Genomic DNA, 26,313 nt, shown 5'->3' on the forward strand with positions numbered 1-26,313 from the left:
CGCTATTCATGTCAGGGGAGACGCATTTTGAGCACGCGCTTTTTGCACCATTTTTTCGAACCTCGCACACTAGCGGTGTTTGGCGCCTCCGAAAAGCCCGCGTCATTGGGCGGTTTAGTGCTGAGAAACATTCAGGAGGGCGGGTTTAAAGGGCCGCTCTGGGCGGTCAATCTTAAAGGCTACTCCCAGGTTTTCGGCGTACCGTGCTTTAGTCGCGTAAGCGAGCTACCGGAAGTGCCCGACTTAGCCGTGGTCTGCTCGCCGATTGAAGGCGTGCCTAGCCTGATTAAAAAGCTTGGGCAGTACGGTGTCAAAGCGGCCCTGGTGCTTTCCGGCGGCGCTTACCTGGATCGGGATAAGGGTAATAAGGGCTCCATTCGCGAGCGGATGTTAAGTGCGGCACGTGTCTCGGGTATTCGAGTACTCGGCCCCGAATGCATGGGGTTGATTGTACCGGGTAAGAAATTAAACGCCTCTTACGCCAGTCAACCGGTAAAAGCGGGCCGCGTCGCTTATCTGGGCCAGTCGGGAATGCTGGCCAACGCCATGATCGATTGGGCCGCCGGGCGAGATGTGGGTTTTTCACACCTAATTACTGTCGGTGACAGCGTCGATGTACTGTTGCCTGACCTGATCGACTACGTTAATCAATTCTCTCCCGCCCAGGCCATTATGCTGCACCTCGAGCGAATCAGTGACGCTCAGCACTTTATGACCGCCGTGCGTGATGCGTCACGTAATCGCCTGGTACTGGCGATAAAAAGCGGCCGCACTCCAGAATCGGATATATCCGGCATGGCGCCCACGCCAGGGATTGCTAACCGTGACGTGGTATTTGATGCCGCTTTTGCCCGGGCAGGGGTTGTGCGGGTAGATGACTCCGACGAGCTGCTCGATGCGCTGGAAACTCTGTCGCGCATGAAACCCCTCAAGGGCGATCGTCTGGCCATTGTGTCAAACGGTTTGGGTCCCGCCATGCTGGCCATCGATAAGCTGATTAGCGCGGGCGGCAAATTGGCTGAGTTCAGCGCCGAAACCCAGGCAGCGCTGCACCGTAGCGAGGTCGATATGAGCAAGCCGGGGGAGAACCCGGTGGATCTGGGCGGCAACGCCTCGCCCGAGCGGTTTGTTCAAGCGCTGGAGATTGTCGCTGCTGACGCCAACGTGGATGCAGTGCTCGTGGTACACGCGCCTACCCGGATGGCGCCATCGCTGGTCACAGCCCAGGCGTTGATCGATAACCGCAAAAAGTTTCGCCGTAACCTGCTCACCAGTTGGATGGGCTTAAAAGAGGCACTCAATGCTCGCCATATCTGCAATTTAGCCGGGATTCCGACCTATATTTCACCTGAAAAAGCCGTTAAGGCGTTTATGCATATGGTGATTTATCAGCGCGTTCAAGCGCTGCTGCAGGAGATCCCCCCAAGCCTGCCATTTTCCACCAGTCCAGAAATACGCGCCCAGTGCCGTACGCTGATTAAGCAGGCAAAAGAGCAGGGCAGGCAAACCTTGACCCACTCAGAAACCGCCCAAGTGCTTGAAGCCTATGGCATTCCCACGGCGCCCAGCGTCTATTTGGCCAACCCCGATGAAGCGCTTGCCCGCGCTGCGGAGATTCCTGGCACCAAAGCGCTGAAAGTGGTTCATGAAGGCAACTGTCGCCCTTATCGCTACCGCAAGCACCCGCATAAAATTTCAGCGGGCTTGCTACAGGATTTGGATACGCCCGAACAGGTGGCGGATGGGGTTCGCCAGCTCGGTGAGAAGGTCGCTGAGAAATTTCCCGAGTACGCGATCCGTGAGTACTGTTTGCAGCCCATGCAGCGTGGCAAGCACTCAATGCAGATTTGCGCCGGCATTACCCGTGATCCGGTGTTCGGCCCGCTTATCGTCTTTGGTATCGGCGGCTATAAGGTCAACGTGCTTGCTGACCGCCAGGTGGCGCTGCCACCGCTCAATATGAGCCTGGCTGCCGATGTGGTGGGTAGAACCCATGCCGCCTCATTAATTCGTGAACACTCCGCCGACCCAGAGCGTGATATTCAGCACCTGTGCCAAATGCTGGTCAAGCTATCGCAAATGGCCTCCGATCTAAGCGATCTTCGGGGGCTGGAAGTGAATCCACTGCTGCTGAATCGTGACGGTATGGTCGCCGTCGATTTCGCCATGGATCTGGGTACACCATCTCGCTTTGCGATCATGCCGTACCCTGAAGAGCTACGTGAGTGGGTGACGCTGAAAAACGGCTGGCAGGTCGAAGTAAGGCCTATTCGTGCCGAGGATGCCCACTTAATTACCACTTTCCATCGCCAACTCTCGGAAGAGAGTATTCGTTTTCGCTATTTCCATAACAAGTCCAACCTAACCCAGCGTGACCTATCGATCCTGTCACATATCAATTACGACCGTCAGATGGCGTTTATCGCAGAATATTTAGGCGATGATGGCAGTAAAGAGATGCTTGGGGTGGTGCGGGTGTGGAACGACCCCGACAATATTCGTACCGAGTTTTCGGTCATTATTCGCGATGACCTTCAAGGTCTGGGCATTGGTAGCCTGCTGATGAAGAAGATGATCGATTACTGCACTAATATTGGCACCCTGGAGATGATCGGCAAAATTATGGTCGACAACCATCCGATGCGGGCGCTGATGAAGCACTTAGGCTTTAAATGCCGCTACAACATGGAAGAGCAGGTGATTGATGCGGTGTTACGCCTCAACGAACCCGAGAGCGAGTGGCAACGCCACCGGCTTGAGAGCTTGCCGGATTAGGCATTTGGAAGGCTTTAAAAACTATAAGGCCTGCGTATAAAACGCAGGCCTTAATCGTAAAAATGTTGCTGAGATTAGGGCGCCATACGGAAGCGGCTCCATTCACCGCCGTCGCGTCGTTCAAAGCGCAGGCGGTCGTGTAGGCGGCTAGGCTGGCCCTGCCAAAACTCAATCATTTCTGGCGTGACGCGATAGCCCCCCCAGTGGATCGGGCGGGGAATATCCTGGCCATCATAGGCTTGTTCAAAGCGCTTTTGACGCTCTTCGATCCAGTTACGGCCGGGAATCACCACGCTTTGAGTCGCAATCCAAGCGCCCAATTGGCTGCCACGGGGGCGGCTGGCAAAGTACTCATCAGACTCGTCTGCTGAGACCTGTTCAACAGGGCCTTCAATACGTACCTGTCGTGAAAGCGAAGGCCACCAGAAAGTCATGGCCGCGAAGGGCACATTGTTCAGCTCGCTGCCCTTGTGGCTATGGTAATTGGTGAAAAACACCATGCCGCGCTCGTCAAATCCCTTTAACAGTACCACCCGTGCGTGAGGTCGGCCTTGGCTGTCGACGGTGGCGAGTGTCATGGCGTTGCCGTCTTTGCCCTCTTTTTCCAGGGCTAGGCTGAACCACTCATCGAATAACACGAATGGATCGTCGGGTGTTTGGGACTCGTCTAACGTGCCGCCTTCATAATCACGCCTGATATCGGCTATGTTACGTGTCATCGAATGCTTCTCCCTGGAGTTTCATCCATGTTCGCTGGTATGCCTTTAAAGCTCAAGTGACCGACATCAATGGATGTTAAACGCGTTGTGACTGACTGTTTCATTTTAACCAGTGTTGTGACTCAGCGTGGTAACTATCGATTGCGGCTAACTGTCTCGCATTCTAGGAGAAAGCCAGAATTAATGCGAAACTCTCTCATTATTTCGGGCTCATCACTGCTGAGAGGACAGGCCATGCGCGACAAGGTAGCGATAGAGGTGTGGGATGGTTGGATTCGCCTGTTCCACTGGGGATTAGTGGCGGCGGTATTGATCTCTTTTTATACCACCAAGACTAGCGGTGCGCCCTTCCTATTTCCGGTTGAAGTGCACGCCCAAGCGGGCTACGTGGTAATCGGGCTACTCGTGTTCCGTTGGTTATGGGGCACCCTGGGTAGCGTATATGCAAGATTTAGAACGTTTCTATATCCACCCGCAAAAACAGTCGCCTACTCCAAGTCACTTCTTAAGCGCCAACCCGGCGTTTATGCCAGCCATAATCCGCTGGGCGGCTGGATGGTGATATTGATGCTGCTCTCGCTTAGTTTTCAAGCCGTGAGCGGCCTGTTTTTAAGTGACGATATCTTTTTTCAAGCACCGCTCTATGGTTTATTTGGCGATGGGGTAGGCAGCCAGCTTAGAACCCTGCATCAACTCAATAGTGATCTGCTCATCGTGCTGATCGGGCTGCATTTAGTGGGTTTGATCGTACATCGGCTGCTGGGTGAACCGCTGGTAGCGGCGATGTTGGTAGGCACCAAACGTTTTCGCCAGCAGCCTGTCGATGAACATAATGAGCCATTGAATGCTGCCACGCTGCGTTTACGGGCGATGGGCGCATTACTTATCGCCGCTGGCGTTATCCTATGGCTTTGGTTTTATTGACCTATTGTCTTAGCTGTCGACTGCGAAAGCGCGCATAGCCCATGCAACCGGCAAATAGCACTAGTGCGACAACGGCCTCTACAACTCCGCGCAAGCCCTGTCCAGGCAGAGTGACCAACATCACCCCTTGCGTGAAGTAGAGCAGGCTAACAAAGGCGAGCCATGCGTGGCCTCGAGCACGTTTACCAATGATGGAGGGTAAAAACAGCACCAGGGGCAAAACGAAGGCTACGACAGGGCGCCAGTTAAATTCGTCGTCTTGGAGTAAAAAACCGCGGTAAATCACCAACACCAGCAGAACCGCGAAGCTGATTAATACAACCTGCCGGCTTCTAAGCGTAAGCTTATCAATCCCATGGCGTGTTTCGACGTCTTCCAGCCACTGCCTCATAATGCCTCCTGACGCATGGCGTGAAGCGCTAAAGCGAGGCGTGCCAACCGTTTGCCCTGGGCAATACACAGCGCACGTTCGTGCTCATCGACCGAGCGGTCGCTACGAGTTCCAGCCAAGTGGCTTGCGCCATAGGGCGTGCCGCCTGTCTGAGTCTCCAGCAAGGTTGTTTCACTATAAGGAACCCCTGCGTAGACCATGCCGTGATGCAGCAGCGGCACCAGCATAGTGAGTAGGGTGCTCTCTTGCCCACCGTGCAGGCTGGAGGTTGAGGTGAAAGCACTGGCGGGTTTATCGATCAAAGCACCGTTCATCCACAGGCTGCTGGTGGAATCGATAAAATATTTTAGTGGTGCCGCCATGTTGCCAAACCGGGTGGGGCTACCCAACGCCAGCGCGCTACAGTTGCGCAGGTCGTCCAGGTCAGCGTAAACCGCACCCTCTGCAGGAATTTCGGGGTCAACGGCTTCACAGGTCGTTGAAACTGGTGCCACTGTGCGTAAACGCGCCTGAATACCTGGCACGCTTTCTACGCCGGCCGCAATCTGTTGCGCCATGGTGGCGGTCGCGCCGGAGCGCGAGTAATAAAGAACCAAAACGTACGGTGTCATTTCACTCATCACTATTCCTGAATAGGGTTCATAAAAGCTGTCTTGGCAATAGGGCTTAGCATCAGGGCTTAGCAAGGTGTCTATGGTACCAGAGCTATTGGGGAGTCCGCGTGCGGTACAAATGCATTTTGTCTCTCTGGCAAGCGCAGGTAGACCCAGGCGCGGGTGCCATCGCCAAGGGTTACCGTCATCCGCTCGTAGCGCACACCCAGCCGCTCATAGCGATCAAGGCGAGCCAACTCTTCGGCATCAACTCGTAGCAGTAGCCCCTCAACGTTGCTCCCTGGCTGGGGTGAAAGGTCGAGGCCGTTACGCTGATAACCCTCTAACACTGCATCTTGTGGCGCGCCGAAACTTCCCATGACCACTAAGCGAACGGGGGCATAGCGTAGCGTGCCATACACAAAGACCTGATGAGTGCGCTGTTCGATAGCGGGAAGGTCGTCGGGTCGCTCATAAAACCACGGGCTGAGCATGGTTAACCAGAGCCATCCGGCTAGGCTGAGCAGCACCATACTGCTTAAAATCAAAAGGCGTTTTAGCCAAACCGTTTTAATCACAACTGGCGCCTCGCAATGTACGGTAAAAAAACTCGGTAAAAAAGTGAGCAGTGGCGATCAAAAACTGAGGCTAAGCTTGTCGCGCCAGGCAGACGATGACAAGTTCTATGTTATCGACTGTATGAATCTGCTTAAGCAAACTACCCAGGTTTGCTAGGCTATGATGGTGAAGTATGTATGTAAAATGGGTGCTCATTAGAACCTGCCGAAGGAGCCTGCAATGAATCAGCCGCTTCGTGATGATCTGGATTTTCGTGCTCTCGTCGGTGATGTGAAACCGCTGCCACCAAGAAACCGTGCTGACCCAGGCGCTAATCGCAAAAGCCCCTCTGAATCCCAGTTGGCTCGGCGGGAATGGGCAGAGGAAGAGATGGGGGCACGCAATTTTCTGTCCGACGACTTTGTCGATCTGCTGCCCCCATTTGATCCCATGGAGTATCGCCGTGAGGGCATTCAGCAGGGTGTGGTCGATAAATTAAAGCACGGTGGCTATAGCGTTCAGTCGCAGCTCCACTTGCTTAGGCGTCCATTAACAGAGTGCCGACGCATGCTGTTTCCCTTTATTCAAGAAGCTTACGCCCACGATTTACGCTCCGTTATGATAGTGCATGGCCGCGGGCGTGAAATTGATAGTCCCGCGAACGTACTGCGTTCGTACCTTGCCAAGTGGCTCAGCCAATTTGAGGAAGTGCAGGCGTACGTCTCCGCACAGCCTTCGGAAGGTGGGCTAGGCGCTACCTGGGTGATGCTACGCAAAAGCGACCGCGCCAAAGCCAATAACCGCGAGCGCCAGCAAAAGCGGCGGGGTTAACAGTTTAATAATAGAATAGAGCCAGTCACCAATAAAATGGGCAGCCGAAGCTGCCCTTTTGGGCTTATAACATTCACGCTCTGCGTCTACTTATTATCGGCTAAACGGCGCTCAAACAGCGCCTGACGCTCTTCTACATCGGGTTGATAGCGAACGCTGAAAAAACTAAGTGCGCGCAGGGCGTCTTCTGGATGCTGGTCATCGCGCAGCGCCATGGCAGTAAAACCACAGCGGCGCATGTACTCCAACTGATCGACCAGAACATCACCCACCGCACGCACTTCGCCACTATAGCCGTAGCGCTCGCGCAGCAGGCGGGCGATGCTGTAGCCACGGCCATCGGTGAAGGCGGGGAAGTCAATCGCGATGGCTGGGGCATTACCAAGCTGTTTGCCTAATTCCGCCGTCAGCTCGGTATCGCTGGTGAGTAGCGGTGCCAGCTCAGCGTCTTCCTGATTGGCCTGCCATAACGCCAGCGGCACAAACGCCGGGCGCTGTTCGGGCAGGGCATCCGCATCGTAGGAAACACGCCACGCATTTTCCGCCGCAAGCTCACCGTTAGCAATCAAGTGGTCGACATGAACCGGTGTCTGTTCAACCGCTTCAGTTTGTGTCTCATCGGTTTTATTAGGCACAGGATTATTAGGCATAGACACGCTCCTTAAAGGGTTTTAAGCCAATACGGCGGTAGGTATCCAAGAAGCGTTCGTCCTCATGGCGCTGTGACACATAGACTTCCAATACTTTTTCAACCACATCCGGCACGTCTGAGCGGAAAAAGGACGGGCCTAAAATCTTACCCAGCGAAGCATCGTCAGTGGAGTTGCCACCAATCGATATCTGATAGAACTCTTCGCCTTTTTTATCCACGCCCAGGATGCCGATATGGCCGACATGGTGGTGGCCACAGGCATTCATGCAGCCGGAGATATTCAGATCCAGCGGGCCGAGGTCATACAAGAAATCAAGATCTTCAAAGCGTTCCTGCAGTGCCTGTGCGATGGGAATAGAGACCGCATTGGCCAAGCTGCAGTAATCGCCGCCAGGGCAGCAGATAATGTCGTTGAGCGTGCCTACTGTGGGGTTCGCCATACCCAAAGCTTCCAGCTCTTTCCACAGCGCTTCCAGCTCATCGACCGGTACGTCAGAAAGCACCAGGTTCTGTTCGTGGGTGACACGCACTTCACCAAAACTGTAGCGATCGGCTAAATCTGCGACCGCTTCCATTTGATCAGCGGTGACATCCCCAGGCGCGTGCTCACGACGTTTCAGTGACAGCGTAACGGCCTTATAGCCGGGCACCTTATGGTCGGTCACGTTGTTGGTGACAAAACGCGCGAAGCTGCGGTTTTCGGCACGCAAGCGGTCAAAATCTTCGTTAGCGCTCTCTGCAACCGGGCGACGATCAGGCTCGGGGAAGTGAACTTTGGCTGCATCGACGGCTGCTTGGTTAAGCGTTTGCGGGCCGTCTTTCAAATGCGCCCACTCTTCCTCGACCCGGCGACGGAACTCCTCAATGCCCAGGGCTTTAACCAGGATTTTAATCCGCGCCTTGAACTTGTTATCCCGGCGTCCAAACTGGTTATAAACCCGTACACAGGCTTCCAGGTAGGTGAGCAGATGCTGCCAGGGCAAGTCTTCACGTACTACGTCTGCAATCATCGGCGTACGGCCAAGGCCGCCACCGGCTAGCACTTTAACACGCAGCTCGCCGTCGGCGTTGTGCCATAGACGCAGGCCAATATCGTGCACTTGAATCGCCGCGCGGTCTTGGGCCGCACCGCTGACCGCGATTTTAAATTTGCGCGGTAAATAGGCGAATTCCGGGTGCAGAGTCGACCACTGGCGGATTAATTCGCACCAGGGGCGTGGATCTTCCACTTCATCGTTGGCAATGCCGGCAAACTGGTCGCTGGTGGTGTTACGAATGCAGTTACCACTGGTTTGAATCGCGTGCATTTGTACCTTGGCCAGATCTGCCAGAATATCCGGCACGTCTTCAAGAGCAGGCCAGTTGAGCTGCAAGTTTTGCCGGGTGGTAAAGTGGCCGTAACCGCGGTCGTAGCGGCGGGTGATCTCAGCCAGGGCACGCAGCTGGTTACCCGCCAACATGCCGTAAGGAATGGCAATACGAAGCATAGGCGCATGGCGTTGAATATAGAGGCCGTTCTGCAACCTTAGTGGGCGGAACTCCTCTTCTCCCAAACGCCCGGCGCGGTAGCGTTCCATTTGGTCGCGAAACTGAGCGACACGCTCATCAACCAGGGTTTGGTCGTGAATATCATAACGGTACATGTGGCACGATCCTGCTAAAAAGCGAAATGGTCACGTTGAGACGGACGTTAATGTAGCGTCACCTTAACGCGGGCGTCATATTCTACAAAAGAATATATAATTATCTTTTTATCTCTAAAAGCTATTTAGAACACCTACCATGGGTCAAGCAGCCGGTTAGAAGGCTGGGGCCAGCCAGCGGCGGCGCTGCCACACCCACAAAAATCCGGCCGAGTTTATCAATCGGTAGAGCAACTGCATAAGCCAGATGCCTAATAAGCCCTGGTCTAAACCGACCCCTACCCACCAAGCCAAGGGTAAAAAAAGCAGCCACTGCATCCCCAGGGTTAGCATCATCACCGTGCGCTGGGCGCCCGCACCCATTAAGGCCTGGGCGAGCACTAAAGCGGCCGCATCCAGCACAATCATCACACCGGTCAGTTGCAACGGGAGTTTGCCCAGTGCCACTAGCTCACTGCTGGTGAAAAAAATGGCGAGTACGTGCTCGGGCACTATCAGCATGGGTAGCGCCAGCACCAGCAGTAACGGCCAGGCGACACGGAGTGCATCCAGGCCCCAGCGGTGGGCTTCGTGCTGGGCATCTCGGCCTAATGCCTCACCTACTAAGCTCATTACAGCAACGCCAATCCCCACCCCCGGCAAAATAAGCAGCAGTGAAAGATTAATCAACACATGGCCAACCGCGACACTGGCCGTACCCAATTGGCTAAGTAACCAAATAAGTACCGCATAACCCGCTGCAAATAAAAGCTGCTGCAAAGAGTGAGGGGCAGCAAGTAGCAGAGTGGTACGCAGGGTGGCTAAGCAAGGCATATGGGTTAACAAATGTTGGATAGCAGGGCTTTTAATGCTCACCCAACACCAAGCAAGAAAACCAATAAATAGCGACAGTGTAGTCCCCGCACCTGCACCGCTCGCGCCCATTTTGGGTAGCCCGGCAAATCCATAGATTAACCCCGCGCTGACTGCCACATTAATCAAGTGAACCGCCACGATGATACGCAAGTAGAGATGCGTATGCTGGCGACCGTTCCAGTAGCCACGAAAGCAGAGCGTTAGCGCAATGGCTACCAGTGACACCACCCGCCAACGAAAGTAGTCTACGGCGACGCTTTGGACATCGTCGGCTTGGCTAATCAAGCCAATCAGCAGTGGCGCTTGCCACCAAGCCAAGAGTGACAGTGGCAAAGCAACCCCAAACCCAATCACCAGCCCCGCGTTAAGTGGATGGGCGATCTCCCTGTGGGCAGCCCCCTCGCGCTGGGCGGTTTGTGACTGAACGCTGGAGGAGAGGCCAAACACAATAGCGCTAAGCATAAACATCGCGTAACCGCCCACGCCTATACCCGCAAGCGCTACTTCGCCTAAATGCCCCACCAGAGCGGCATCGATCAAATTGAGCATGCTCTGGGAGAGCATGCCCAGCATGATGGGCAAGGCAAGGCGAATAACCTTGCCGTGACGGCGAGCGACAAACAGCATTGATTAGCTCGGGTCGTAGGAAAGTACCGGTGAGAGCCAGCGCTCCATTTCTTCAAGGGGCATCTGCTTACGCGCGGCGATGGCTTCGACCTGATCTCGGGTGATCTTACCGGTAGAGAAGTACTTCGACTGCGGATGAGCAAAGTACCAGCCGGAAACCGCTGCCGCTGGCCACATGGCGAAGTTTTCGGTCAATGCCAAACCGGTATTTTCGGTGGCATTGAGCAGCCGGAATAGCGTGGCTTTCTCGGTGTGATCCGGGCAGGCGGGGTAGCCAGGGGCAGGGCGGATACCCTGATACTTCTCGGCGATCAGGGCATCGTTGTCCAGCGTTTCTTCCGGTACATAGCCCCAGAACTCTTTACGTACCCGTTCGTGCATGCGCTCGGCAAAGGCCTCGGCAAGACGATCCGTCAACGCCTGAACCATAATCGCATTGTAGTCGTCACCGGCGGCCTCATAAGCTTTGGAGAGTTCATCAACCCCATGGCCGGTGGTGACCGCAAAGCCGCCAATCCAGTCGGCTTTGCCGCTCTCTTTGGGGGCAATAAAATCGGCCAGGCTGTAGCAGATACCGTCGCGGCCTTTGGTGGTCTGCTGACGGATATGGAAGAGGCGCTCGACAACTTCACTGCGCGACTCATCGGCGTACACCTCGATGACATCATCATCAACGCTGTTGGCGGGCCACAGGCCAATCACACCGCGTGCCTGAACGCGCTTCTCTTCAACCAGCTTACGCAGCATGACCTTGGCATCTTCAAACAGGTTTCGAGCGGCTTCACCGACGACCTTGTCGTCGAGAATTTTGGGATACTTGCCCGCGAGCTGCCAGCTCATAAAGAAGGGCGTCCAGTCGATGCGCTCAATCAGCTCTTCAAGGTCGTAGTCGTCGAAGGTTTTTAGCCCCAGCATATTGGGCTCGGCGGGGGTGTGGGCGCTCCAGTCGGTGCGAAAACGCCGCTTGCGCGCCTGAGTGTAGTCAAGATCCGCCGCTTTGGGGCGGCGCTTGGCATTACGCTCGCGAACCTTTTCGTACTCTTCACGGATCTCGGCGACGTAAGGTGTTTTTAAAGCGGGGGTCAATAATTTGCCCGCTACCCCAACGGCCCGGGAAGCGTCGGTGACATAAATCACCGGATGCTCATACTGCGGTTCGATCTTTACCGCGGTATGCGCTTTAGAGGTGGTGGCACCACCGATCAGCAGCGGTAGATCCATACCCCGGCGCTGCATCTCTTTGGCAACGTGTACCATTTCATCCAGCGACGGGGTGATCAGCCCGGAAAGGCCGATGATATCGGCGTTATGCTCCTTGGCTGCCTGAAGGATTTTTTCGGCTGGCACCATGACGCCAAGGTCAATCACCTCATAATTATTGCACTGCAATACCACGCCAACAATGTTCTTACCAATATCGTGGACATCGCCTTTGACCGTGGCCATCACGATCTTGCCTTTGGCTTTGGTCTCTTCGCTCTTCTCGGCCTCAATATAGGGGATCAAGTAGGCCACGGCCTGTTTCATCACCCGAGCGGACTTAACCACCTGAGGCAGGAACATTTTGCCATCACCAAACAGGTCGCCGACCACATTCATACCGTCCATCAGCGGGCCTTCGATGACCTCAATCGGGCGTTCGGCTTCGGCGCGGGCCTGTTCGGTGTCGTCTTCAATATATACCGTAATACCTTTAACCAGCGCATGCTCAATACGCTTATTGACCGGCCAGCTACGCCACTCAAGATCCTCTTTTTTAGCGGCACCGCTGCCGTCGCCTTTATACTTATCGGCAATATCCAGCAAGCGCTCGGTGCCGTCGCTGCGGCGATTGAGCACCACATCCTCTACTGCATCCCGTAGCTCGGCGGGGAGGTCGTCGTAGACAGCAAGCTGGCCTGCATTGACGATCCCCATGGAGAGGCCTGCGCGGATGGCGTGGTAAAGAAACGCCGAGTGGATCGCTTCGCGCACCGGGTTGTTGCCACGGAATGAGAAAGAGACGTTAGACACCCCGCCAGAAATCATCGCGTGGGGCAGGTTTTCGCGAATCCACTGGGTCGCTTCGATAAAGTCGACCGCGTAGTTGTTGTGCTCCTCAATACCGGTGGCGATGGCAAAGATATTGGGGTCAAAGATAATGTCTTCTGCGGGGAAGCCAATCTCATCCACCAGCAGGCGGTAGGCGCGCTGACAAATTTCGGTTTTGCGGGCAAAGGTGTCTGCCTGGCCCTCTTCATCAAAGGCCATGACGACAATGGCAGCGCCAAAGCGGCGGCACTTGGTCGCCTGTTCGCGGAAGGCGGCTTCGCCCTCTTTAAGCGAGATGGAGTTCACCACCGCCTTGCCCTGAACGCACTTCAGGCCGGCTTCGATGATCTCCCACTTGGAGGAGTCGATCATAATCGGCACCCGGGCGATATCCGGCTCGCCGGCGATCAAGTTAAGGAAGCGCTCCATGGCTTCCTTGGACTCGAGCATGCCCTCGTCCATATTGATATCGATGACCTGGGCGCCGTTTTCGACCTGCTCAAGGGCGACTTCCAAGGCGGTGGTGAAGTCCTCTTCTACTATCAAGCGCTTAAAGCGCGCCGAGCCGGTGACGTTGGTACGCTCGCCAACGTTGACGAACAACGAGTCGGCTTCAATATTGAACGGCTCAAGGCCGGATAGGCGGCAGGCGCGGCTGCGCTCAGGAATGACCCGGGGCGCCATATCACGAACAGAATCAGCAATGGCGCGAATGTGCTCGGGCGTGGAGCCACAGCAGCCGCCGATGATATTGACCAGCCCGCTGGCGGCAAACTCGCTGACGATCTCCGACATCTCTTCCGGTGTTTGGTCGTACTCACCAAATTCGTTAGGAAGCCCTGCGTTGGGGTGGGCGGAGACAAAGGTATCGGCTTTGGTAGAGAGCTCTTCCAGGTAAGGACGTAGCTCCTCAGCGCCCAGGGCACAGTTCAAACCCACCGACAGCGGTTGAGCATGGCGTACCGAGTTCCAGAAGGCTTCGGTGGTTTGACCTGAAAGCGTACGGCCCGAGGCATCGGTAATGGTGCCGGAGATCATTACCGGCAAGCGCTCACCGCGGTCATCGAACAGCTCTTCCAGGGCATAGATCGCTGCCTTGGCGTTAAGCGTATCGAAGATGGTTTCGATCATGATCAGATCGGCACCGCCTGCAATCAGCGCTTCGGCGGCTTCATAGTAGTTCTCGCGCAGCTCATCAAAGGTGACGTTACGCTTGGCGGGATCATTCACATCCGGCGATAGCGACGCGGTGCGCGAGGTGGGGCCTAACACACCGGCAACATAGCGGGGCACGCCGGTTTCAGCGGCCACTGCGTCGCAGACCTCACGAGCCAGGCGCGCTGATTCACGGTTGAGTTCAACCACCAGCGATTCCATGCCGTAATCAGACTGTGACAGCTGAGTGCTATTAAAGGTGTTGGTCTCAATAATGTCGGCACCGGCTTCCAGATAGTCACGGTGAATCCGCGTGACCACTTCGGGGCAGGTTAGCGCGAGCAGATCATTATTGCCTTTGAGATCCGAGGGCCAGTCGCTAAACCGTTCGCCGCGAAAATCTTCCTCGCTCAACTGGGCATTCTGCAGCATGGTGCCCATGCCGCCATCCAGAATCAGGATACGTTGGGCAAGGCGTTGGGTGAGGGTTGCGATCAAAGCACTATCAGCCATGGCAGGGGGAGTTCTCCAGCGTCACAGTCGTCAAAGGGGATGTTGTTATCGTCGGAAAAGCAGCATCTGTCGTTATAAGGCGCATAATGATAACAAAAGGGATGGCAAAAGGCGCCCCTACGGAGGCTATACGCAAGATAAGGAAAGATAATTAATAGTCGCTCGTAAAAAGAGCTGTTTAAAATAGCCGACTAAAACAGTCGGGATTGTGTCAGCGCGCTGTTTTGCTTACCATAGACACAAATGACATGTGAAGTGGCGCCGCCACTACCACGGGAGGAAGACAGCCCTCATGACCACGACTAGCGAAAAAGACACCAGTGTCGATACCCAAGGTATTGATATTACCACCAGTGCGCAAGAATACTTGGCAGAACTGCTGGAAAAGCAGAACGTTGAGGGTATTGCGGTACGCATTTTCATTACCCAGCCGGGCACACCCTACGCGGAAACGTGTCTAGCCTACTGCCGTCCCGGCGAAGAAGAGCCTACCGATGTGCTGCTTGAACTCGAGAAAATCAACGTCTTTCTCGATAAAAACAGTCTGGCGTTTTTGGAAGAGGCTGTGGTGGATTTCAACGCCGACCGCATGGGTGGCCAGCTAACCATCAAAGCGCCCAACGCCAAGATGCCCAAGGTCAATGCGGATAGCCCGCTGGAAGACCGTATCAATTACGTGCTTTACAGCGAGATTAATCCTGGGCTGGCAGCTCATGGCGGCGAAATCAAACTGGTTGAGCTCACCGAACAGCAGTACGCCGTTCTCGCCTTTGGCGGTGGCTGCCAGGGCTGTGCCGCAGTCGACTTAACTCTGAAAGATGGCGTTGAGAAAACCCTGATGGAGCGCATTCCAGAGCTTGCCGGTATTCGCGACGTTACCGATCACAGCGATACCACTAACGCCTACTACCGCTAAATTAGCGAGGGTAAGGCAAAAGCCCAGCTTCAATCGCTGGGCTTTTTTATGTCTCCAGATTGATTACTGGCCTGGCTTACTGTTGTGTTTTGAAAGCGCATCGGGTAGCGCCGTTAGCTGTGTTTGCAGCGCTTCCATGCGGCTCCAAAGCTTCTCTTGCCACGCTTGCTGTAGCGCAGCTTCGCGCTCGGCATGCTGCTGGGCTTGGCGATCTAATGCTGCCTTCGCCTCATCTAGCTGCTCGGTTAACACTTGTTGCTGCTTCTCCAGCGATGTAATTTGCTGTGTCTGCTCACCAAGCTGTTGTTCGCGCTGGCTAGCCTCCAGCTGCAGAGTGTGCAGGGCCTGCTGCTTTGCCTTTAGCTCCTGACTCAATGCCTCAATACGCTGCTCAGACTGCTGCAGACGTTTTTGGAAAGTCTTCTCTTCCTGGGCGCGCGCCTGCTGAGCGCTATCCAGCATCGCCATTAGCCTTCCTTCAGCTGCCTCATGACGCTGCTCCTCTTGTGCTAACCGCTGCTCCCACGCTGCCTGTTGCTCGCTGAGGGCGTTGCTATGTGTTTTGCGCTGTTCGCCAGCCTGGCTCTCTAACTGCTGCTGTACCTGCTTCAGTTGAGTTACTTCTTCTTGCGCTGTTTCAGCTTTTTGATGCCAGTGATGTTCGCTGGTTTGGCTAGCGGCCAATTCCCGGTTTAACGCTTCCATGCGCTGCTCCATATGACGTAAGTGCTCGGCGAGGGCGCTTTCACGCTGCTCGGCGTTAGCGGCTTGCTGTTTTGCATCTTCGGCGAGCTGCTGCGCATCTGCAACCTGGCGATTGGCATCTTCGCGATAGTGAAGCAGCGCTTGATTCGCTACCTCCTGGGCCTCGCGCCATAGCTCGCTGGCCATGGTCACCACGACTTCCGGCACTCCCTTGGGCGGCGGCACGTCACGATTCTGCTCCCGCTCGCTGCGCCACAAGCGGAAGTGATCACTAATCGTCGTGAAGCTGCCGGTACCCAGCACATCGCGAATACGCTGCACGCTGGGCGTATCGCCCCGGGCCAGCAGGGCATCAATGGCTTGTTGAACATCGCTGTACTGAATGCCGTTGCGGGCCATGAAATGATCCTTCCTTGAGAGCTTCTGTAGCCACTATTGTCAGGACTTGTCGTGCAAAAGGCAATAATTACGTATTATGTAATACGTAATTTTATTTATGGAAAAAGATATTAATTCAAGATTACCCGTATTATCTTGAATTTATACGGTTACAGCGGCACACTTAAAGCCAGGTAATGTAAAAAATCGACTAAAAAAGAGTGCGGCGGCGGGCATGGCAAACGAAGTTATTACACCCACGGGTCAACTACAGATATTGAAAGAGTCGCCGAGTGGCGGGCGTATTAGCGCCCAAAACGATGCCCAGGCAGTGACCGCATGGCTTGAAGAGTACGTGGATAGTCCACAAACCTGGAAAGCATACCGACGTGAGGCGGAGCGGCTGCTGCTCTGGCTCGCTAGCCAAGGGCAAACGCTGGCCGATATCAATCGCGAAACCCTGCGCCGCTTTGAAGCCTTTCTCGCCGACCCACAGCCAAGCGAGCAGTGGGTAGGGCCCTCTAAATCTCGTACGCACCCGTCATGGCGGCCATTTCGTGGCGGTTTATCGCCCGCCAGCCGACGCCAAAGCTTGGTGATACTGCAAGGGATGTTTGCCTGGCTGGTAGAAGCAGGCTGGGTTAACCACAATCCGTTTCGCTTGATGCGCGATAAATCACGGCGCCTGAATAATCAAACACAGCGTGTCGAGCGCTATTTGGAAAGTGGCTTATGGGCGTGGTTGTGGGAGTGGCTGAATAGCCCGCTAGAGGCTGGGGAGGGCAGCCGTGCCCATTTTGAACATGCACGACGGCGCTTTATCTTTGGTTTTGCCTATTTGCTGGCACCGCGCATTAGCGAGATAGCCGATGCGCGTATGGGGGATTTCCAGCGCAGCGAAGGGCGCTGGTGGTGGCATGTGGTGGGCAAGGGAAACAAGATGGCACGCATTCCGCTGCCTGACGATATGCTGGACTGTTTGCGCCAGTGGCGCCATGCGCTGGGATTGTCTGACTACCCTGAGCAGTTTGAAGCTGAAGCACCGGTTCTTCGCGCTCTGGATGGACAGCGTGGCCTGGGCCATAACCAGCTTTATCGGCTTATTTGCGCAACGTTTCAGCAGGCGGCTCAAACACTTAAAGATAACGATGGCGCACAGGAACATATTGCTGCACTTAGCCAGGCAACGCCGCACTGGTTACGGCACACATCGATTACCCACCAGGCGCAATCGGGCATCAGTCTGCGCCATCTGGCCGAAAGCGCCCGTCACGCGCGTCTCGATACCACCTCACGTTATCTCCATACTGAAGACAACGAGTGGCATCGCGAACAACAGCGCCATCGATTGACTGTTTCAGGACACAACCTCCCTCAAGACTCCTTCGAGCCGTTATAATGGCCCCAATGAGTAACCCTATGACTCAAAACATCAGTCGTCAATTCCAATAGAGAAGGAAATAGCATGAGCACTTCCGGCGCCGAACAGGCCCAGCAAGAGCTGATCGAAGATTTCGAGATATTCGACAACTGGATGGATCGTTACCAGTACATTATCGATATGGGTAAGCAGCTGCCTGACTTTCCAGAAGAGTGGAAGATCGAGGAATTTAAAATTCAGGGCTGCCAGTCAAACGTTTGGATGCGCCATGAGGAGGAGGGCGATAAGCTGGTTTTCAAGGCAACTTCTGATGCCGCCATCGTATCCGGCCTGATTGCCGTGTTGCTGCGCATTTACAGCGAGCGCACAGCCGCTGAGATCCGTGCTACCGAACCGCACTTTTTGACAGACTTGGGATTGGATAAGCACCTTTCTCCAACGCGAAGCAACGGTCTGCATGCCATGCTGGAGAAGATCTACGCGGTAGCGCAGCAGAAATAGGAAAACAAGCTAGCGAGGGTGATGATCACGGCAAGAGGGCGGGGATGCCTTTTCATCATCCTCGCGACAAAGCTGTTCGCTGCGGCCACCGGGCACTGGATCCATGCCGCCAGGATTGCCTGGGTGGCACTTAACGATCCGCTTAACGGCCATCCAGCCGCCCTTTATTGGCCCATGCACCTGAATCGCTTCAATCGTGTAGGACGAACAGCTCGGCCAGAAGCGGCAGCGCGGGCCTAAAAGGGGGCTGAGCGTATATTGATAGACTCTAACGCAGCCAATCATCACCTTCATCAATACCCAGCGCGAACCTGAACGCAGGGCTGATATTAAACGAGTCATGGATTGCATCGGCAGAACTAGGATTTTTTGCCGTACAGGTCGTCAGGATCAATCAGCGGATTACTGGTAATTGAGGCCTGCTCTCCATCCACGGCAATATAGAAACAGCTGCGCCGCCCGGTGTGGCAAGCAGGCCCCGTTTGTTCGACTTGCAACAACAGCGTATCGCCATCGCAATCCAACGCAGCAGAGACAAGCTGCTGCTGCTGGCCCGACGACTCTCCCTTACGCCATAGTTTTCCCCGCGATCGTGAATAGTAGCAAACACGCTGGGTGGTTAACGTCTCCTCCAGCGCCTCGCGGTTCATCCAGGCCATCATCAACACTTCGTTAGTATCGTGCTGCTGTGCAATGGCAGGGATCAAACCATCAGCATTAAAACGCACCGCGGCCAGCAGGGTAGTCACAGCGGGTAGACTATCTTCGGGGGTGGCTCGCTCTAGTTGCTTAAACAGCGCATCCGGCGCGACGTGATCAAAACGGGACATAAATTTACTCGCTAGCTGTTCGACAATCCTGACAAAGCCCTTGAAGCTCAATGGTTTGGCGCTCAACATTGAAGCCCTGGCGTTTTGCCAGTGCCGCCAGTTGATCGCTGATTTCGTCCAAGTGCAACTCTTCGACATAACCGCAGTGCCGGCAAATCAGTAGTTGAAAACCATGGGCATGCTCTGGGCAGGCGCAGGCCACATAGGAGTTCTGCGACTCAATACGATGCACCAAACCTTGATCAATCAAGAACTCCAGCGCTCGATAAACCGTTGGGGGTCGCGCGGCCGCATGCTCGGTAGAGAGCTTATCGAGCAGGTCATAGGCTTTTAGCCCGCCGCCATTTTCGGCGATCATCTCCAGCACGCGTCGGCGAATAGGAGTGAAACGAACGCCGCGGATATGGCACTGAGACTCCGCCTGCTGTAGTAGTGTACTCGCTTGGGTCATGGGCAACTCGTTGAACGTTGTTAGCCTAGCTTTTGTAGTAGTCTACGCGCCGGTGGAAGAGGTGTCAGAGGTTTCTACCGATTCGCTGTCTACCAGCTCACTTTGTCGCGCAAAATGGTGCTGAGCAAAGGCTACTCGTTGTTTTGCAGGCACTCCATCGGGTTGACGCTCAATCAGATCAAGACGACGGCGCAAACCTTCGCCATTGGTCATTTGAATAGCCAAACCAGGTCTAGCGTTGAGCTCTAGCAGCATCGGCCCGTATTTGCGGTCAAGCACCATATCGGTTCCCAGGTAGCCTAAACCAGTCATCTCATAACAACCCGCCGCCAAGTTAAGCAGCGTTTCCCACTGGGGAACGACCAGGCTTGCCAAATCATGCCCCGTATCCGGATGGCTAAAGCAGGGCCGATCAAACTGAACGGCACGCAGTGCAGCTCCGGTGGCGATGTTTAAGCCAACGCCTACCGCCCCTTGGTGCAAATTAGCCTTGCCGTCGGACGCGGCGGTAGAGAGACGCATCATGGCCATAACGGGATAGCCCTTGAAGACGATAACCCGGATATCAGGAACCCCTTCATAGGTGTAATCCATCAGGCTTTCATCGAAATTAATCAGCGTTTCAATCACCGCCACATCCGGCGAGCCACCCAATGAGTAGAGCCCGGACAGAATATTCGATACATGCCGCTCAATATCGGTAAGAGAGAGCTTGGCACCGCTAGGCTTGATAAAGGCGTTATCTTCGACCTTTTCAATCACCAGAATGCCCTTGCCGCCGCTTCCCTTGGCAGGCTTGATGACGAAGCCTGCGTGCCCAGTGAGCATGGCGCCAATATGCTTAACGCCAAATTGGGTTGTAACGGTGCCAATCAGCTCGGGTGTGGTAATCCCATACTGCTGAGCCAGTAGCTTGGTTTTAAGCTTGTCATCGACAAGGGGATAGAGACGGCGGCTATTATATCGGCCAATATAGCGAATATTACGCCGATTCATGCCGATAATGCCTTTATCCCGCAAGCGCGTGGGCCACGTCCAATTCTTCAGCCAACTCATGAGGGCTTCTCATCGTCAGTGATTGGCTTGAAGCGGCGCAGCTCCAATAAACGGTAGCCGGTGTAATTGCCCAGCAGCAAGATCAACGCCATCAATATCAACTGAACACCCAGGAAGTTGAAGGTGATATGACGTACCCAGGGATTATTCATCGCCAAATAGGCAAGGATGGCCGTGATCAAACTGCCGCCGCCTTGGATTAGCACCTGCTTAGGGCCTTCCTCTTCCCAAAGTATCGACATCCGCTCGATGGTCCAGGCCAGGATGATCATCGGGAAGAAGGTGATCGTTAAGCCAGCACTGAGCCCCATGCGGTAGGCCAATACGGTGAAGATCGAGATAATCGCAATCACCGTTATGATCACCGCCGAGACCCTGGCCACCAGTAATAAATTCAAGTAGGAAAGATAGTTACGAATTATCAGACCGACGGCAACGATAAGCAGGAAGCCAATCAAGCCCGTGGGCAGGGAGGTCTGAATGAAGGCGAGGGCGATCAACACCGGCATAAAAGTACCGGACGTTTTGATGCCCACCAGCACACGCAAAAACACCACCATTAACGCACCAATGGGAATCAGCAAGATAGTTTGGAATAGCGCTTGCTCCTCCAGTGGCAGGCTGTGAATGGAGAAATTCAGCAGCGTATCTTCAGAGTAGTGGTTACGCACCGCCGCTGAAGCAGGTTGATCATGGGTCATCATGGAGAAGGTAACCCGAGAATTGGTGCCCCCCTGAACCTCCAGTACGGCTCGACCGCCGGTTTCCCACAGCAACAGGTTATCGGGCTTGCCTTGCTCACCCGTTAGCGGGTGAAAAATCGACCACTCTTCACCTGATTCATCAAACACCTGAATCCAACTGCTGAGAGTCTGGCGGCGCCGCCCATCTTCTAACAGTAGGCCGCTCACCTCACGGGCTTGTACGCCCGCCTGGTTGAGTAATCGCACTACCAGCGCCGCAGGATTCTCCTGTGAAAGCAGCAGCCGCGCATTTTCTTCCTGGCGCTCACCGTTGATATCGCGAATTAACTCGCGAGCGAAGGTGGCGTTGTTGGCACTGCGCGCCCAGGCTTGCTCAATTAGCTGGCTGGCCGCCGTATCATAGGGACTTTCCCAAGGTGTGGTAACGGGCACCTCAGGAGGTGTCTGTACCGGTGAGCGCGCATCCTGGGATACCAGCATCTGAACCGAGTAGTATAACGTTTGGCTACCCACGGCTTCACGAATAGTCCATCGGGCGGTGCGGCCTAATTCGTCCGCCTGGTAAGCAAGCCCATAACCCGACGATGCAGTGTTCTCCGTCAGTACACGGTAGCCTGCTTGATGAGAAGGCAGCGCCAAATCGACCTGAACAGGGCCATCCTGGGCATTGAAGTTGATACCAGCTTCAATTTCCCACACCTGGCGCTGCTCACCAGGCAGCCACGGGATTTCAAACTGCACATGACGATGCACACTGGTCGCTACGCCCGCGACAAGCAACAGGCCGACAATAATATAAAACATTAACCGTGACATGGAGATTCCTTTCCTCGTGAAGCGTCAGAGCGGTTACTCTTCGCTATCGTCTTCATCAACTGCTTCATCTTCAGCAGCTTGATCCGCTGGTTCGCCACCAGGAAATTCGGGGCGGTCATGCAAATAGGTGTCGGCTACATCAATTACCGCAATATCCATCAAAAAGCGACGTCCTAACAGCACCGGGTAATCGAGATGAGAGCGGTCATTGAGGGTGAATTCGACATTTTCACGAATCGGCCCTAGAGTCATTAGCAGAGAAATGACGGGACGGGACTCTTCTCCAGAGGCTTGAACAATACGCACTCGGCGCACAATGGGCGCTTCAATCCATTTATCACGCTGTGACTCAACGGCCACATCATCGTCGTTTAGCGCCAACTTAAAGCGCACCCAATCTTCACCGTCACGCTCGAAGCGGGTAATCTCAGCAGCAGAAAGGGACGAGGTGTTGGCTCCTGAATCGACTCGCGCTTTGAGGTAGGTACCCAGGCTAGGTAGGCCAACCCATTCGCTGCGGCCCAATAACGTTTTAGTGGTCAAACTCTCATCAATTTCACACTCTTCACGAATGATGACCGGCTCTTCACCGCGAGCTTCCAACTGCTGCACGTCTTGGCGGAGGTGGCGCAACAAACTGCCTACTTCACGCATGTCAGCGGTCAATGTCTGCTGTTGATCAAACTGGCGTTGGTGTAGATCAGTGCGGGTATCGCATTGTTGCGTTAGCTGGCTCTCTAATTCCAGGATACGGGCATTGAATGAGGCTTCGCTTAAAGGGGGCGGTTGATTCGTTTCCGGCTGGGTTGCTGCACAGCCTGCGATCGAAAGCGACAAGCCAGCGATAAGCCACAAAACACCTGGGCGCATAACGAGATATTTCCTTGGACAATAGGTTGAGGAATGATAAGGAGATGGGGGGCGGGTGTCCAACGTCATCATAGCTTTTCGGACACCTATTTATAGATGTTTAGTTTCTTGCATTTAACATAATATATATTAAGCGAACCCGTGTAGATACTGTAGCCATAGCCGCTTCGGTGCTCTATGCTATTAAAATACTTTACCACAGTTGTACCAAAATCCATTGTCATATAGGAAATGCGTCCATGATTCGCTCCCTGCGTATTGGCTTTTTCACCCTGCTCTTCCTATTAGCAGGTTGTGCCAGTGTTGATATTGAAGATTACGCTGATTCTGAACCTCGTTTGGATATCGCCGAATACTTTACAGGCACTACCCGCGCCTGGGGCATGGTGCAGGATTACTCCGGCGAGGTACAGCGTCGCTTCACCGTGGAAATCCAAGGCAGATACGAAGATGACACTTTTACACTGGATGAATCTTTCGTATTTTCAGACGGTGAAACTGATCGACGCGTTTGGACATTTGAGCGAATCGATGAGCATAGCTGGGTGGGTACTGCCAACGATGTGGAAGGCCAAGTTGAAGCACGCCAATACGGTCATGTCTTTCACATGCGCTATCCATTAGAAATCGACATAAACGGTCGAATGATCTCATTTACCATGGATGACTGGATGTACCTACAGCCTGATGGCCGCTTGATCAATCGAACCGCCATGCGCAAATTTGGCCTCACACTCGGTGAAATTACGCTCGTCTTTGAAAAGCTATAAGCTCTTGTTAAAGAAGCACTTAATAACAGAATGACGAATACTTTGCAAAAAAGCAGCCTACTATATAAGCAGGCTGCTTTTTCTATTGCTTGAGCACTCTTGATACAGCAACGCTTTATTAAGCGCTATAGCTATTCAGAGGGCGCATAAGAACCGTCTTCTTGGTGAACTTCGTTGCCCGTAATCGGCGGTGTAAACACACATGCCAGGTGCATGGTTTTATGCGCACGCAGTAGATGTTCATCGTGCTGGTCGAGGATATAGATATCACCCGGCTTGATAGGCCAAATCTTGCCATCAGCGAGGGTTTCTACCTCGCCCTCGCCTTCGATGCAGTACACAGACTCATAGTGATGCTTGTAATGAATATGTGTCTCAGTGCCTTCGAAAATGCGTGTGATATGGAAAGAAAAGTTTCCACCGTCGTTAGCCAACACCAGGCGCGTACTGTCCCAATTGCCATTTTCGGCGGTCACTAGGCGCTCGGTTTTACGCGCTTCTTCAATATTACGAACGATCATAGGAGTACTCCTTAGCAAAGCGGCTGGCGACTACCAGCCGCTATATCCCTGACTAAAAAACTGTTGAGCCGACTATTTCAGCGTAACGCTTTATTACTCACTAGCAACAGTTTTGACGCACATTTCGAGAATATCCAAGCCTTCCAGCAGGTCTTCATCGCTAATGGTCAGCGGACACAGGCACTTAACCACTTCTCCGTCCTGGCCACTGGTTTCAATTACCAGGCCGTGTTCAAAGGCTTTGCTGGTGATTTTATCGGCAATGTCACCGGACACTACGTCAATACCGCGCATTAAACCCCGTCCACGTTCAGTGGCGGGCATGCCGTGCTCCGTCAATAGCGCCGCTAGCTTTTGGAAGCGCTCTTCTACAATACGCCCTTTGCGCTGAACATCACGTTCAAAGGTGTCATTCGTCCAGTATTTTTTCAACGCTGCGGTGGCGGTCACCATCGCCAGGCTAAAACCACGGAAAGTGCCGTTATACTGCCCCGGCTTCCATTTATCCAGCTCTGGCCGCATCAGCACATGGGCAAATGGTAGCCCAAACCCGGAGAGCGATTTTGAGTTGGTGATAATGTCGGGCGTAATACCCGCATGCTCGAAGCTAAAGAACTTGCCCGTACGGCCACAGCCTGCCTGAATATCATCAATAATCAGCAGAATATCGTGGGCGCGGCAAATACCTTCGAGACGCTTCAACCACTCCAAGCCTGCAACGTTAATACCGCCCTCGCCTTGCACGGTTTCAATGATGACACCCGCTGGAATATCCAAACCGCCAGATTTGTCGCTGAGCAGCTTTTCAAAATAATCCAGGGTATCGGTATGCTCACCCATATAGCCATCGTAAGGCAGGAAGCTAGCGCCCTGGGTGGGTATGCCACCCGTGGCTTCACGGAATTTACGATTACCCGTGGTTGCCAAAGCCCCCATGGTCACCCCGTGGAAGCCATTGGTGAAGGTAACGATGTTATGACGACCTTTAGCCACACGAGCCAAGCGGATAGCAGCCTCTACGGCGTTGGTACCGGTTGGGCCAGGCAGGTGAACCTTATAATCCAGCCCTCGTGGCTTGAAAATAACTTCTTCCAGCGTCTCCAGATAATCACGCTTGGCATTGGTCCACATATCCAGTCCGTGAACCACACCGTCAGTGGACAGGTAATCAATCATCGCCTGCTTCATGTGCGGATTATTGTGGCCGTAGTTCAGCGTGCCCGCGCCGGCTAGGAAATCAATGTACTCACGGCCGTTCTCATCGGTTAGGCGCGCATTTTGCGCTTTGGTAAACACCACCGGAAATGAACGAGAATAAGTACGTACATTGGATTCCATGCGTTCAAGCGTCTGGGTCTGCATTAGCGACCTCCTTAATTGATCATTTTGACTTTAGGCGTTACTGGCCCGAAGCAACATGAGCGGGAAAAACGGTAAGCCCAATACGTGTATCTAGCAAAACGGCGTATTAGATGCGGTCTGTTTGGAACGGGCCGATACGAACCAGGTTTTCCGGGTCATGCTCTCCTCCGAGCTGTTCGGTAGAGAAGTATTCGCGGCTATTGAGCGGCGCATGCCAGCGTGCCGCCAAGCGACGAAATAAGCCCCAAGAGGCGAGATTGTCAGGGGTGATGGTGGTTTCAAGATGATGAACATCGTCAAGCTCAGGGCGAGACATAATAGCCTCGACCAAACGTCGCGCTAGCCCTGTGCCACGTGCTTTTTCACCGACAGCCACTTGCCATAAAAAGTAGGTGTCGGGAGCATTATCCTTAACATAGCCAGAAACAAAACCAACGATTTCGCCCTCTTCATTGGTAGCCACTGCGCAGGTATCACGAAACTGAGTCGCCAGTAGCAGGTAGGCGTAGGCTGAATTCACATCCAGCGGAGGGCAAGCTTTGACCAGCTCATAAACTCCCCAGCCATCATCCGCATTGGGTTTGCGAATGAACAATGGCATTTCCGCATGACCCACTACGGCATCAGCCACCGTGGGCCTGGCAAGGTCAGCAGAAGGAGTAAAAGGTTGTATCGGCGTACTCATAGTTATGCTTCGCTGTAGCGAATTTGATGTTCATTATAACAGCTGATTATGAGCAATTCAAAAGCCATATTATTCACCGACTGTATTTCCATAATTTTTT

25 protein-coding genes are annotated in these 26,313 nt (G+C 54.0%); 7 read left to right on the top strand and 18 right to left on the bottom strand.

What is annotated here, in order from left to right; genetic code table 11:
- Positions 1–27: 27 nt before the first annotated feature.
- Entirely contained in the window at positions 28–2,775 is a 2,748-nt protein-coding gene (locus SR894_RS10215) for a bifunctional acetate--CoA ligase family protein/GNAT family N-acetyltransferase (RefSeq protein WP_133732484.1), read from the top strand.
- A 74-nt stretch (positions 2,776–2,849) separates the two neighbouring features.
- Here the strand turns inward: SR894_RS10215 and pdxH are convergent, their stop codons facing one another.
- The gene (gene pdxH / locus SR894_RS10220) at positions 2,850–3,494 is read right to left on the bottom strand and encodes a pyridoxamine 5'-phosphate oxidase (RefSeq protein ID WP_133732485.1); all 645 of its coding nucleotides are present in this window, start codon (positions 3,492–3,494) and stop codon (positions 2,850–2,852) included.
- A gap of 234 nt (positions 3,495–3,728) precedes the next feature.
- Between pdxH and SR894_RS10225 the strand changes: the two genes are divergently transcribed.
- Positions 3,729–4,418, top strand: coding sequence for a cytochrome b/b6 domain-containing protein (locus SR894_RS10225; protein WP_133732486.1), 690 nt, complete (start codon positions 3,729–3,731; stop codon positions 4,416–4,418).
- Position 4,419: 1 nt separating this feature from the next.
- On the opposite strand, the gene SR894_RS10230 is transcribed toward SR894_RS10225, so the two are convergent.
- The 3 genes from SR894_RS10230 to SR894_RS10240 form a co-directional block, all read right to left on the bottom strand.
- Positions 4,420–4,809: a DUF2069 domain-containing protein gene (locus SR894_RS10230; protein WP_133732487.1), complete on the bottom strand. Its 390-nt coding sequence runs from the start codon at positions 4,807–4,809 to the stop codon at positions 4,420–4,422.
- Positions 4,806–5,429: an NAD(P)H:quinone oxidoreductase gene (gene wrbA / locus SR894_RS10235; RefSeq protein WP_133732488.1), complete on the bottom strand. Its 624-nt coding sequence runs from the start codon at positions 5,427–5,429 to the stop codon at positions 4,806–4,808. Before wrbA ends, SR894_RS10230 begins: the two co-directional genes overlap by 4 nt.
- A gap of 71 nt (positions 5,430–5,500) precedes the next feature.
- A complete protein-coding gene (locus SR894_RS10240) occupies positions 5,501–5,980 on the bottom strand; it encodes a gamma-glutamylcyclotransferase family protein (RefSeq protein WP_322535540.1) in 480 nt (159 codons plus the stop codon).
- A gap of 220 nt (positions 5,981–6,200) precedes the next feature.
- Between SR894_RS10240 and smrA the strand changes: the two genes are divergently transcribed.
- Positions 6,201–6,791, top strand: a complete 591-nt coding sequence (gene smrA / locus SR894_RS10245; RefSeq protein ID WP_133732489.1) for a DNA endonuclease SmrA — start codon at positions 6,201–6,203, stop codon at positions 6,789–6,791.
- A gap of 86 nt (positions 6,792–6,877) precedes the next feature.
- Here the strand turns inward: smrA and SR894_RS10250 are convergent, their stop codons facing one another.
- The 4 genes from SR894_RS10250 to metH form a co-directional block, all read right to left on the bottom strand.
- A complete protein-coding gene (locus SR894_RS10250) occupies positions 6,878–7,441 on the bottom strand; it encodes a DUF934 domain-containing protein (RefSeq protein WP_223288889.1) in 564 nt (187 codons plus the stop codon).
- The gene (locus SR894_RS10255) at positions 7,434–9,086 is read right to left on the bottom strand and encodes a nitrite/sulfite reductase (protein WP_133732491.1); all 1,653 of its coding nucleotides are present in this window, start codon (positions 9,084–9,086) and stop codon (positions 7,434–7,436) included. Before SR894_RS10255 ends, SR894_RS10250 begins: the two co-directional genes overlap by 8 nt.
- 156 nt (positions 9,087–9,242) lie before the next feature.
- Positions 9,243–10,568 (bottom strand): MATE family efflux transporter, encoded by a 1,326-nt coding sequence (locus SR894_RS10260; protein ID WP_133732492.1) that lies wholly within the window; start codon positions 10,566–10,568, stop codon positions 9,243–9,245.
- 3 nt (positions 10,569–10,571) lie between these two features.
- Entirely contained in the window at positions 10,572–14,267 is a 3,696-nt protein-coding gene (metH, locus tag SR894_RS10265; RefSeq protein WP_133732493.1) for a methionine synthase, read from the bottom strand.
- A gap of 292 nt (positions 14,268–14,559) precedes the next feature.
- Here metH and nfuA point away from each other — a divergent pair, with 292 nt between their 5' ends.
- A complete protein-coding gene (gene nfuA, locus SR894_RS10270) occupies positions 14,560–15,183 on the top strand; it encodes a Fe-S biogenesis protein NfuA (protein WP_133732494.1) in 624 nt (207 codons plus the stop codon).
- A 63-nt stretch (positions 15,184–15,246) separates the two neighbouring features.
- On the opposite strand, the gene SR894_RS10275 is transcribed toward nfuA, so the two are convergent.
- A complete protein-coding gene (locus SR894_RS10275) occupies positions 15,247–16,287 on the bottom strand; it encodes a DNA-binding protein (RefSeq protein WP_133732495.1) in 1,041 nt (346 codons plus the stop codon).
- A gap of 214 nt (positions 16,288–16,501) precedes the next feature.
- On the opposite strand from SR894_RS10275, the gene SR894_RS10280 reads away from it, so the two are divergent.
- Together SR894_RS10280 and SR894_RS10285 are read left to right on the top strand one after the other, a co-directional pair.
- Positions 16,502–17,665 carry a tyrosine-type recombinase/integrase gene (locus tag SR894_RS10280; RefSeq protein ID WP_133732496.1) on the top strand — a complete coding sequence of 388 codons (1,164 nt, stop codon included), beginning with the start codon at positions 16,502–16,504 and terminating at the stop codon, positions 17,663–17,665.
- Between the two features lie 66 nt (positions 17,666–17,731).
- Complete coding sequence (locus SR894_RS10285; protein WP_088701443.1) at positions 17,732–18,148, top strand: SufE family protein; 417 nt, start codon at positions 17,732–17,734, stop codon at positions 18,146–18,148.
- A gap of 9 nt (positions 18,149–18,157) precedes the next feature.
- Here SR894_RS10285 and yidD read toward each other — a convergent pair whose 3' ends face one another.
- The 6 genes from yidD to SR894_RS10315 are packed head-to-tail and all read right to left on the bottom strand — an operon-like array spanning position 18,158 to position 22,875.
- A complete protein-coding gene (gene yidD / locus SR894_RS10290) occupies positions 18,158–18,490 on the bottom strand; it encodes a membrane protein insertion efficiency factor YidD (protein ID WP_133732497.1) in 333 nt (110 codons plus the stop codon).
- Positions 18,491–18,507: 17 nt separating this feature from the next.
- Positions 18,508–18,978, bottom strand: a complete 471-nt coding sequence (hisI, locus tag SR894_RS10295) for a phosphoribosyl-AMP cyclohydrolase (RefSeq protein WP_133732498.1) — start codon at positions 18,976–18,978, stop codon at positions 18,508–18,510.
- Between the two features lie 4 nt (positions 18,979–18,982).
- Positions 18,983–19,429 carry a transcriptional repressor gene (locus SR894_RS10300; RefSeq protein ID WP_007114248.1) on the bottom strand — a complete coding sequence of 149 codons (447 nt, stop codon included), beginning with the start codon at positions 19,427–19,429 and terminating at the stop codon, positions 18,983–18,985.
- Between the two features lie 42 nt (positions 19,430–19,471).
- Complete coding sequence (locus tag SR894_RS10305; RefSeq protein ID WP_133732499.1) at positions 19,472–20,485, bottom strand: alpha-L-glutamate ligase-like protein; 1,014 nt, start codon at positions 20,483–20,485, stop codon at positions 19,472–19,474.
- The gene (locus SR894_RS10310; RefSeq protein WP_133732500.1) at positions 20,482–22,005 is read right to left on the bottom strand and encodes an inactive transglutaminase family protein; all 1,524 of its coding nucleotides are present in this window, start codon (positions 22,003–22,005) and stop codon (positions 20,482–20,484) included. The genes SR894_RS10305 and SR894_RS10310 overlap by 4 nt, the downstream gene beginning before the upstream one ends.
- Positions 22,006–22,038: 33 nt before the next feature.
- On the bottom strand, positions 22,039–22,875 hold the full coding sequence (locus tag SR894_RS10315) for an ATP-dependent zinc protease family protein (RefSeq protein ID WP_133732501.1): 837 nt from the start codon (positions 22,873–22,875) through the stop codon (positions 22,039–22,041).
- 239 nt (positions 22,876–23,114) lie between these two features.
- On the opposite strand from SR894_RS10315, the gene SR894_RS10320 reads away from it, so the two are divergent.
- On the top strand, positions 23,115–23,645 hold the full coding sequence (locus SR894_RS10320; protein ID WP_133732502.1) for a DUF3833 domain-containing protein: 531 nt from the start codon (positions 23,115–23,117) through the stop codon (positions 23,643–23,645).
- A gap of 131 nt (positions 23,646–23,776) precedes the next feature.
- Here the strand turns inward: SR894_RS10320 and SR894_RS10325 are convergent, their stop codons facing one another.
- The 3 genes from SR894_RS10325 to ectA all read right to left on the bottom strand — a co-directional run bounded on the left by SR894_RS10325 (position 23,777) and on the right by ectA (position 26,213).
- Positions 23,777–24,166 (bottom strand): ectoine synthase, encoded by a 390-nt coding sequence (locus tag SR894_RS10325; protein WP_007114243.1) that lies wholly within the window; start codon positions 24,164–24,166, stop codon positions 23,777–23,779.
- A 93-nt stretch (positions 24,167–24,259) separates the two neighbouring features.
- Entirely contained in the window at positions 24,260–25,528 is a 1,269-nt protein-coding gene (gene ectB / locus SR894_RS10330; RefSeq protein WP_133732503.1) for a diaminobutyrate--2-oxoglutarate transaminase, read from the bottom strand.
- Positions 25,529–25,634: 106 nt separating this feature from the next.
- A complete protein-coding gene (gene ectA, locus SR894_RS10335) occupies positions 25,635–26,213 on the bottom strand; it encodes a diaminobutyrate acetyltransferase (RefSeq protein WP_133732504.1) in 579 nt (192 codons plus the stop codon).
- Positions 26,214–26,313 lie beyond the last annotated feature (100 nt).

Origin of the sequence: Vreelandella neptunia, from assembly GCF_034479615.1 — a bacterium.
GTDB classification, from domain to species: Bacteria; Pseudomonadota; Gammaproteobacteria; order Pseudomonadales; family Halomonadaceae; genus Vreelandella; species Vreelandella neptunia.

Excerpts from the sequence above, each read along its gene's own strand:
- SR894_RS10280 (WP_133732496.1), top strand. The coding sequence starts at position 16,502 with ATGGCAAACGAAGTTATTACACCCACGGGTCAACTACAGATATTGAAA.
- SR894_RS10300 (WP_007114248.1), bottom strand. The coding sequence starts at position 19,429 with ATGACCCAAGCGAGTACACTACTACAGCAGGCGGAGTCTCAGTGCCAT.
- SR894_RS10285 (WP_088701443.1), top strand. The coding sequence starts at position 17,732 with ATGAGCACTTCCGGCGCCGAACAGGCCCAGCAAGAGCTGATCGAAGAT.
- nfuA (WP_133732494.1), top strand. The coding sequence starts at position 14,560 with ATGACCACGACTAGCGAAAAAGACACCAGTGTCGATACCCAAGGTATT.
- SR894_RS10305 (WP_133732499.1), bottom strand. The coding sequence starts at position 20,485 with ATGAGTTGGCTGAAGAATTGGACGTGGCCCACGCGCTTGCGGGATAAA.
- SR894_RS10320 (WP_133732502.1), top strand. The coding sequence starts at position 23,115 with ATGATTCGCTCCCTGCGTATTGGCTTTTTCACCCTGCTCTTCCTATTA.
- yidD (WP_133732497.1), bottom strand. The coding sequence starts at position 18,490 with ATGACTCGTTTAATATCAGCCCTGCGTTCAGGTTCGCGCTGGGTATTG.
- SR894_RS10260 (WP_133732492.1), bottom strand. The coding sequence starts at position 10,568 with ATGCTGTTTGTCGCTCGCCGTCACGGCAAGGTTATTCGCCTTGCCTTG.
- SR894_RS10325 (WP_007114243.1), bottom strand. The coding sequence starts at position 24,166 with ATGATCGTTCGTAATATTGAAGAAGCGCGTAAAACCGAGCGCCTAGTG.
- SR894_RS10310 (WP_133732500.1), bottom strand. The coding sequence starts at position 22,005 with ATGTCACGGTTAATGTTTTATATTATTGTCGGCCTGTTGCTTGTCGCG.
- SR894_RS10275 (WP_133732495.1), bottom strand. The coding sequence starts at position 16,287 with ATGGCCCGCAACGGCATTCAGTACAGCGATGTTCAACAAGCCATTGAT.
- wrbA (WP_133732488.1), bottom strand. The coding sequence starts at position 5,429 with ATGAGTGAAATGACACCGTACGTTTTGGTTCTTTATTACTCGCGCTCC.
- SR894_RS10255 (WP_133732491.1), bottom strand. The coding sequence starts at position 9,086 with ATGTACCGTTATGATATTCACGACCAAACCCTGGTTGATGAGCGTGTC.
- SR894_RS10230 (WP_133732487.1), bottom strand. The coding sequence starts at position 4,809 with ATGAGGCAGTGGCTGGAAGACGTCGAAACACGCCATGGGATTGATAAG.
- ectB (WP_133732503.1), bottom strand. The coding sequence starts at position 25,528 with ATGCAGACCCAGACGCTTGAACGCATGGAATCCAATGTACGTACTTAT.
- metH (WP_133732493.1), bottom strand. The coding sequence starts at position 14,267 with ATGGCTGATAGTGCTTTGATCGCAACCCTCACCCAACGCCTTGCCCAA.
- SR894_RS10250 (WP_223288889.1), bottom strand. The coding sequence starts at position 7,441 with ATGCCTAATAATCCTGTGCCTAATAAAACCGATGAGACACAAACTGAA.
- SR894_RS10225 (WP_133732486.1), top strand. The coding sequence starts at position 3,729 with ATGCGCGACAAGGTAGCGATAGAGGTGTGGGATGGTTGGATTCGCCTG.
- SR894_RS10315 (WP_133732501.1), bottom strand. The coding sequence starts at position 22,875 with ATGCGCCCAGGTGTTTTGTGGCTTATCGCTGGCTTGTCGCTTTCGATC.
- hisI (WP_133732498.1), bottom strand. The coding sequence starts at position 18,978 with ATGTCCCGTTTTGATCACGTCGCGCCGGATGCGCTGTTTAAGCAACTA.
- smrA (WP_133732489.1), top strand. The coding sequence starts at position 6,201 with ATGAATCAGCCGCTTCGTGATGATCTGGATTTTCGTGCTCTCGTCGGT.
- pdxH (WP_133732485.1), bottom strand. The coding sequence starts at position 3,494 with ATGACACGTAACATAGCCGATATCAGGCGTGATTATGAAGGCGGCACG.
- ectA (WP_133732504.1), bottom strand. The coding sequence starts at position 26,213 with ATGAGTACGCCGATACAACCTTTTACTCCTTCTGCTGACCTTGCCAGG.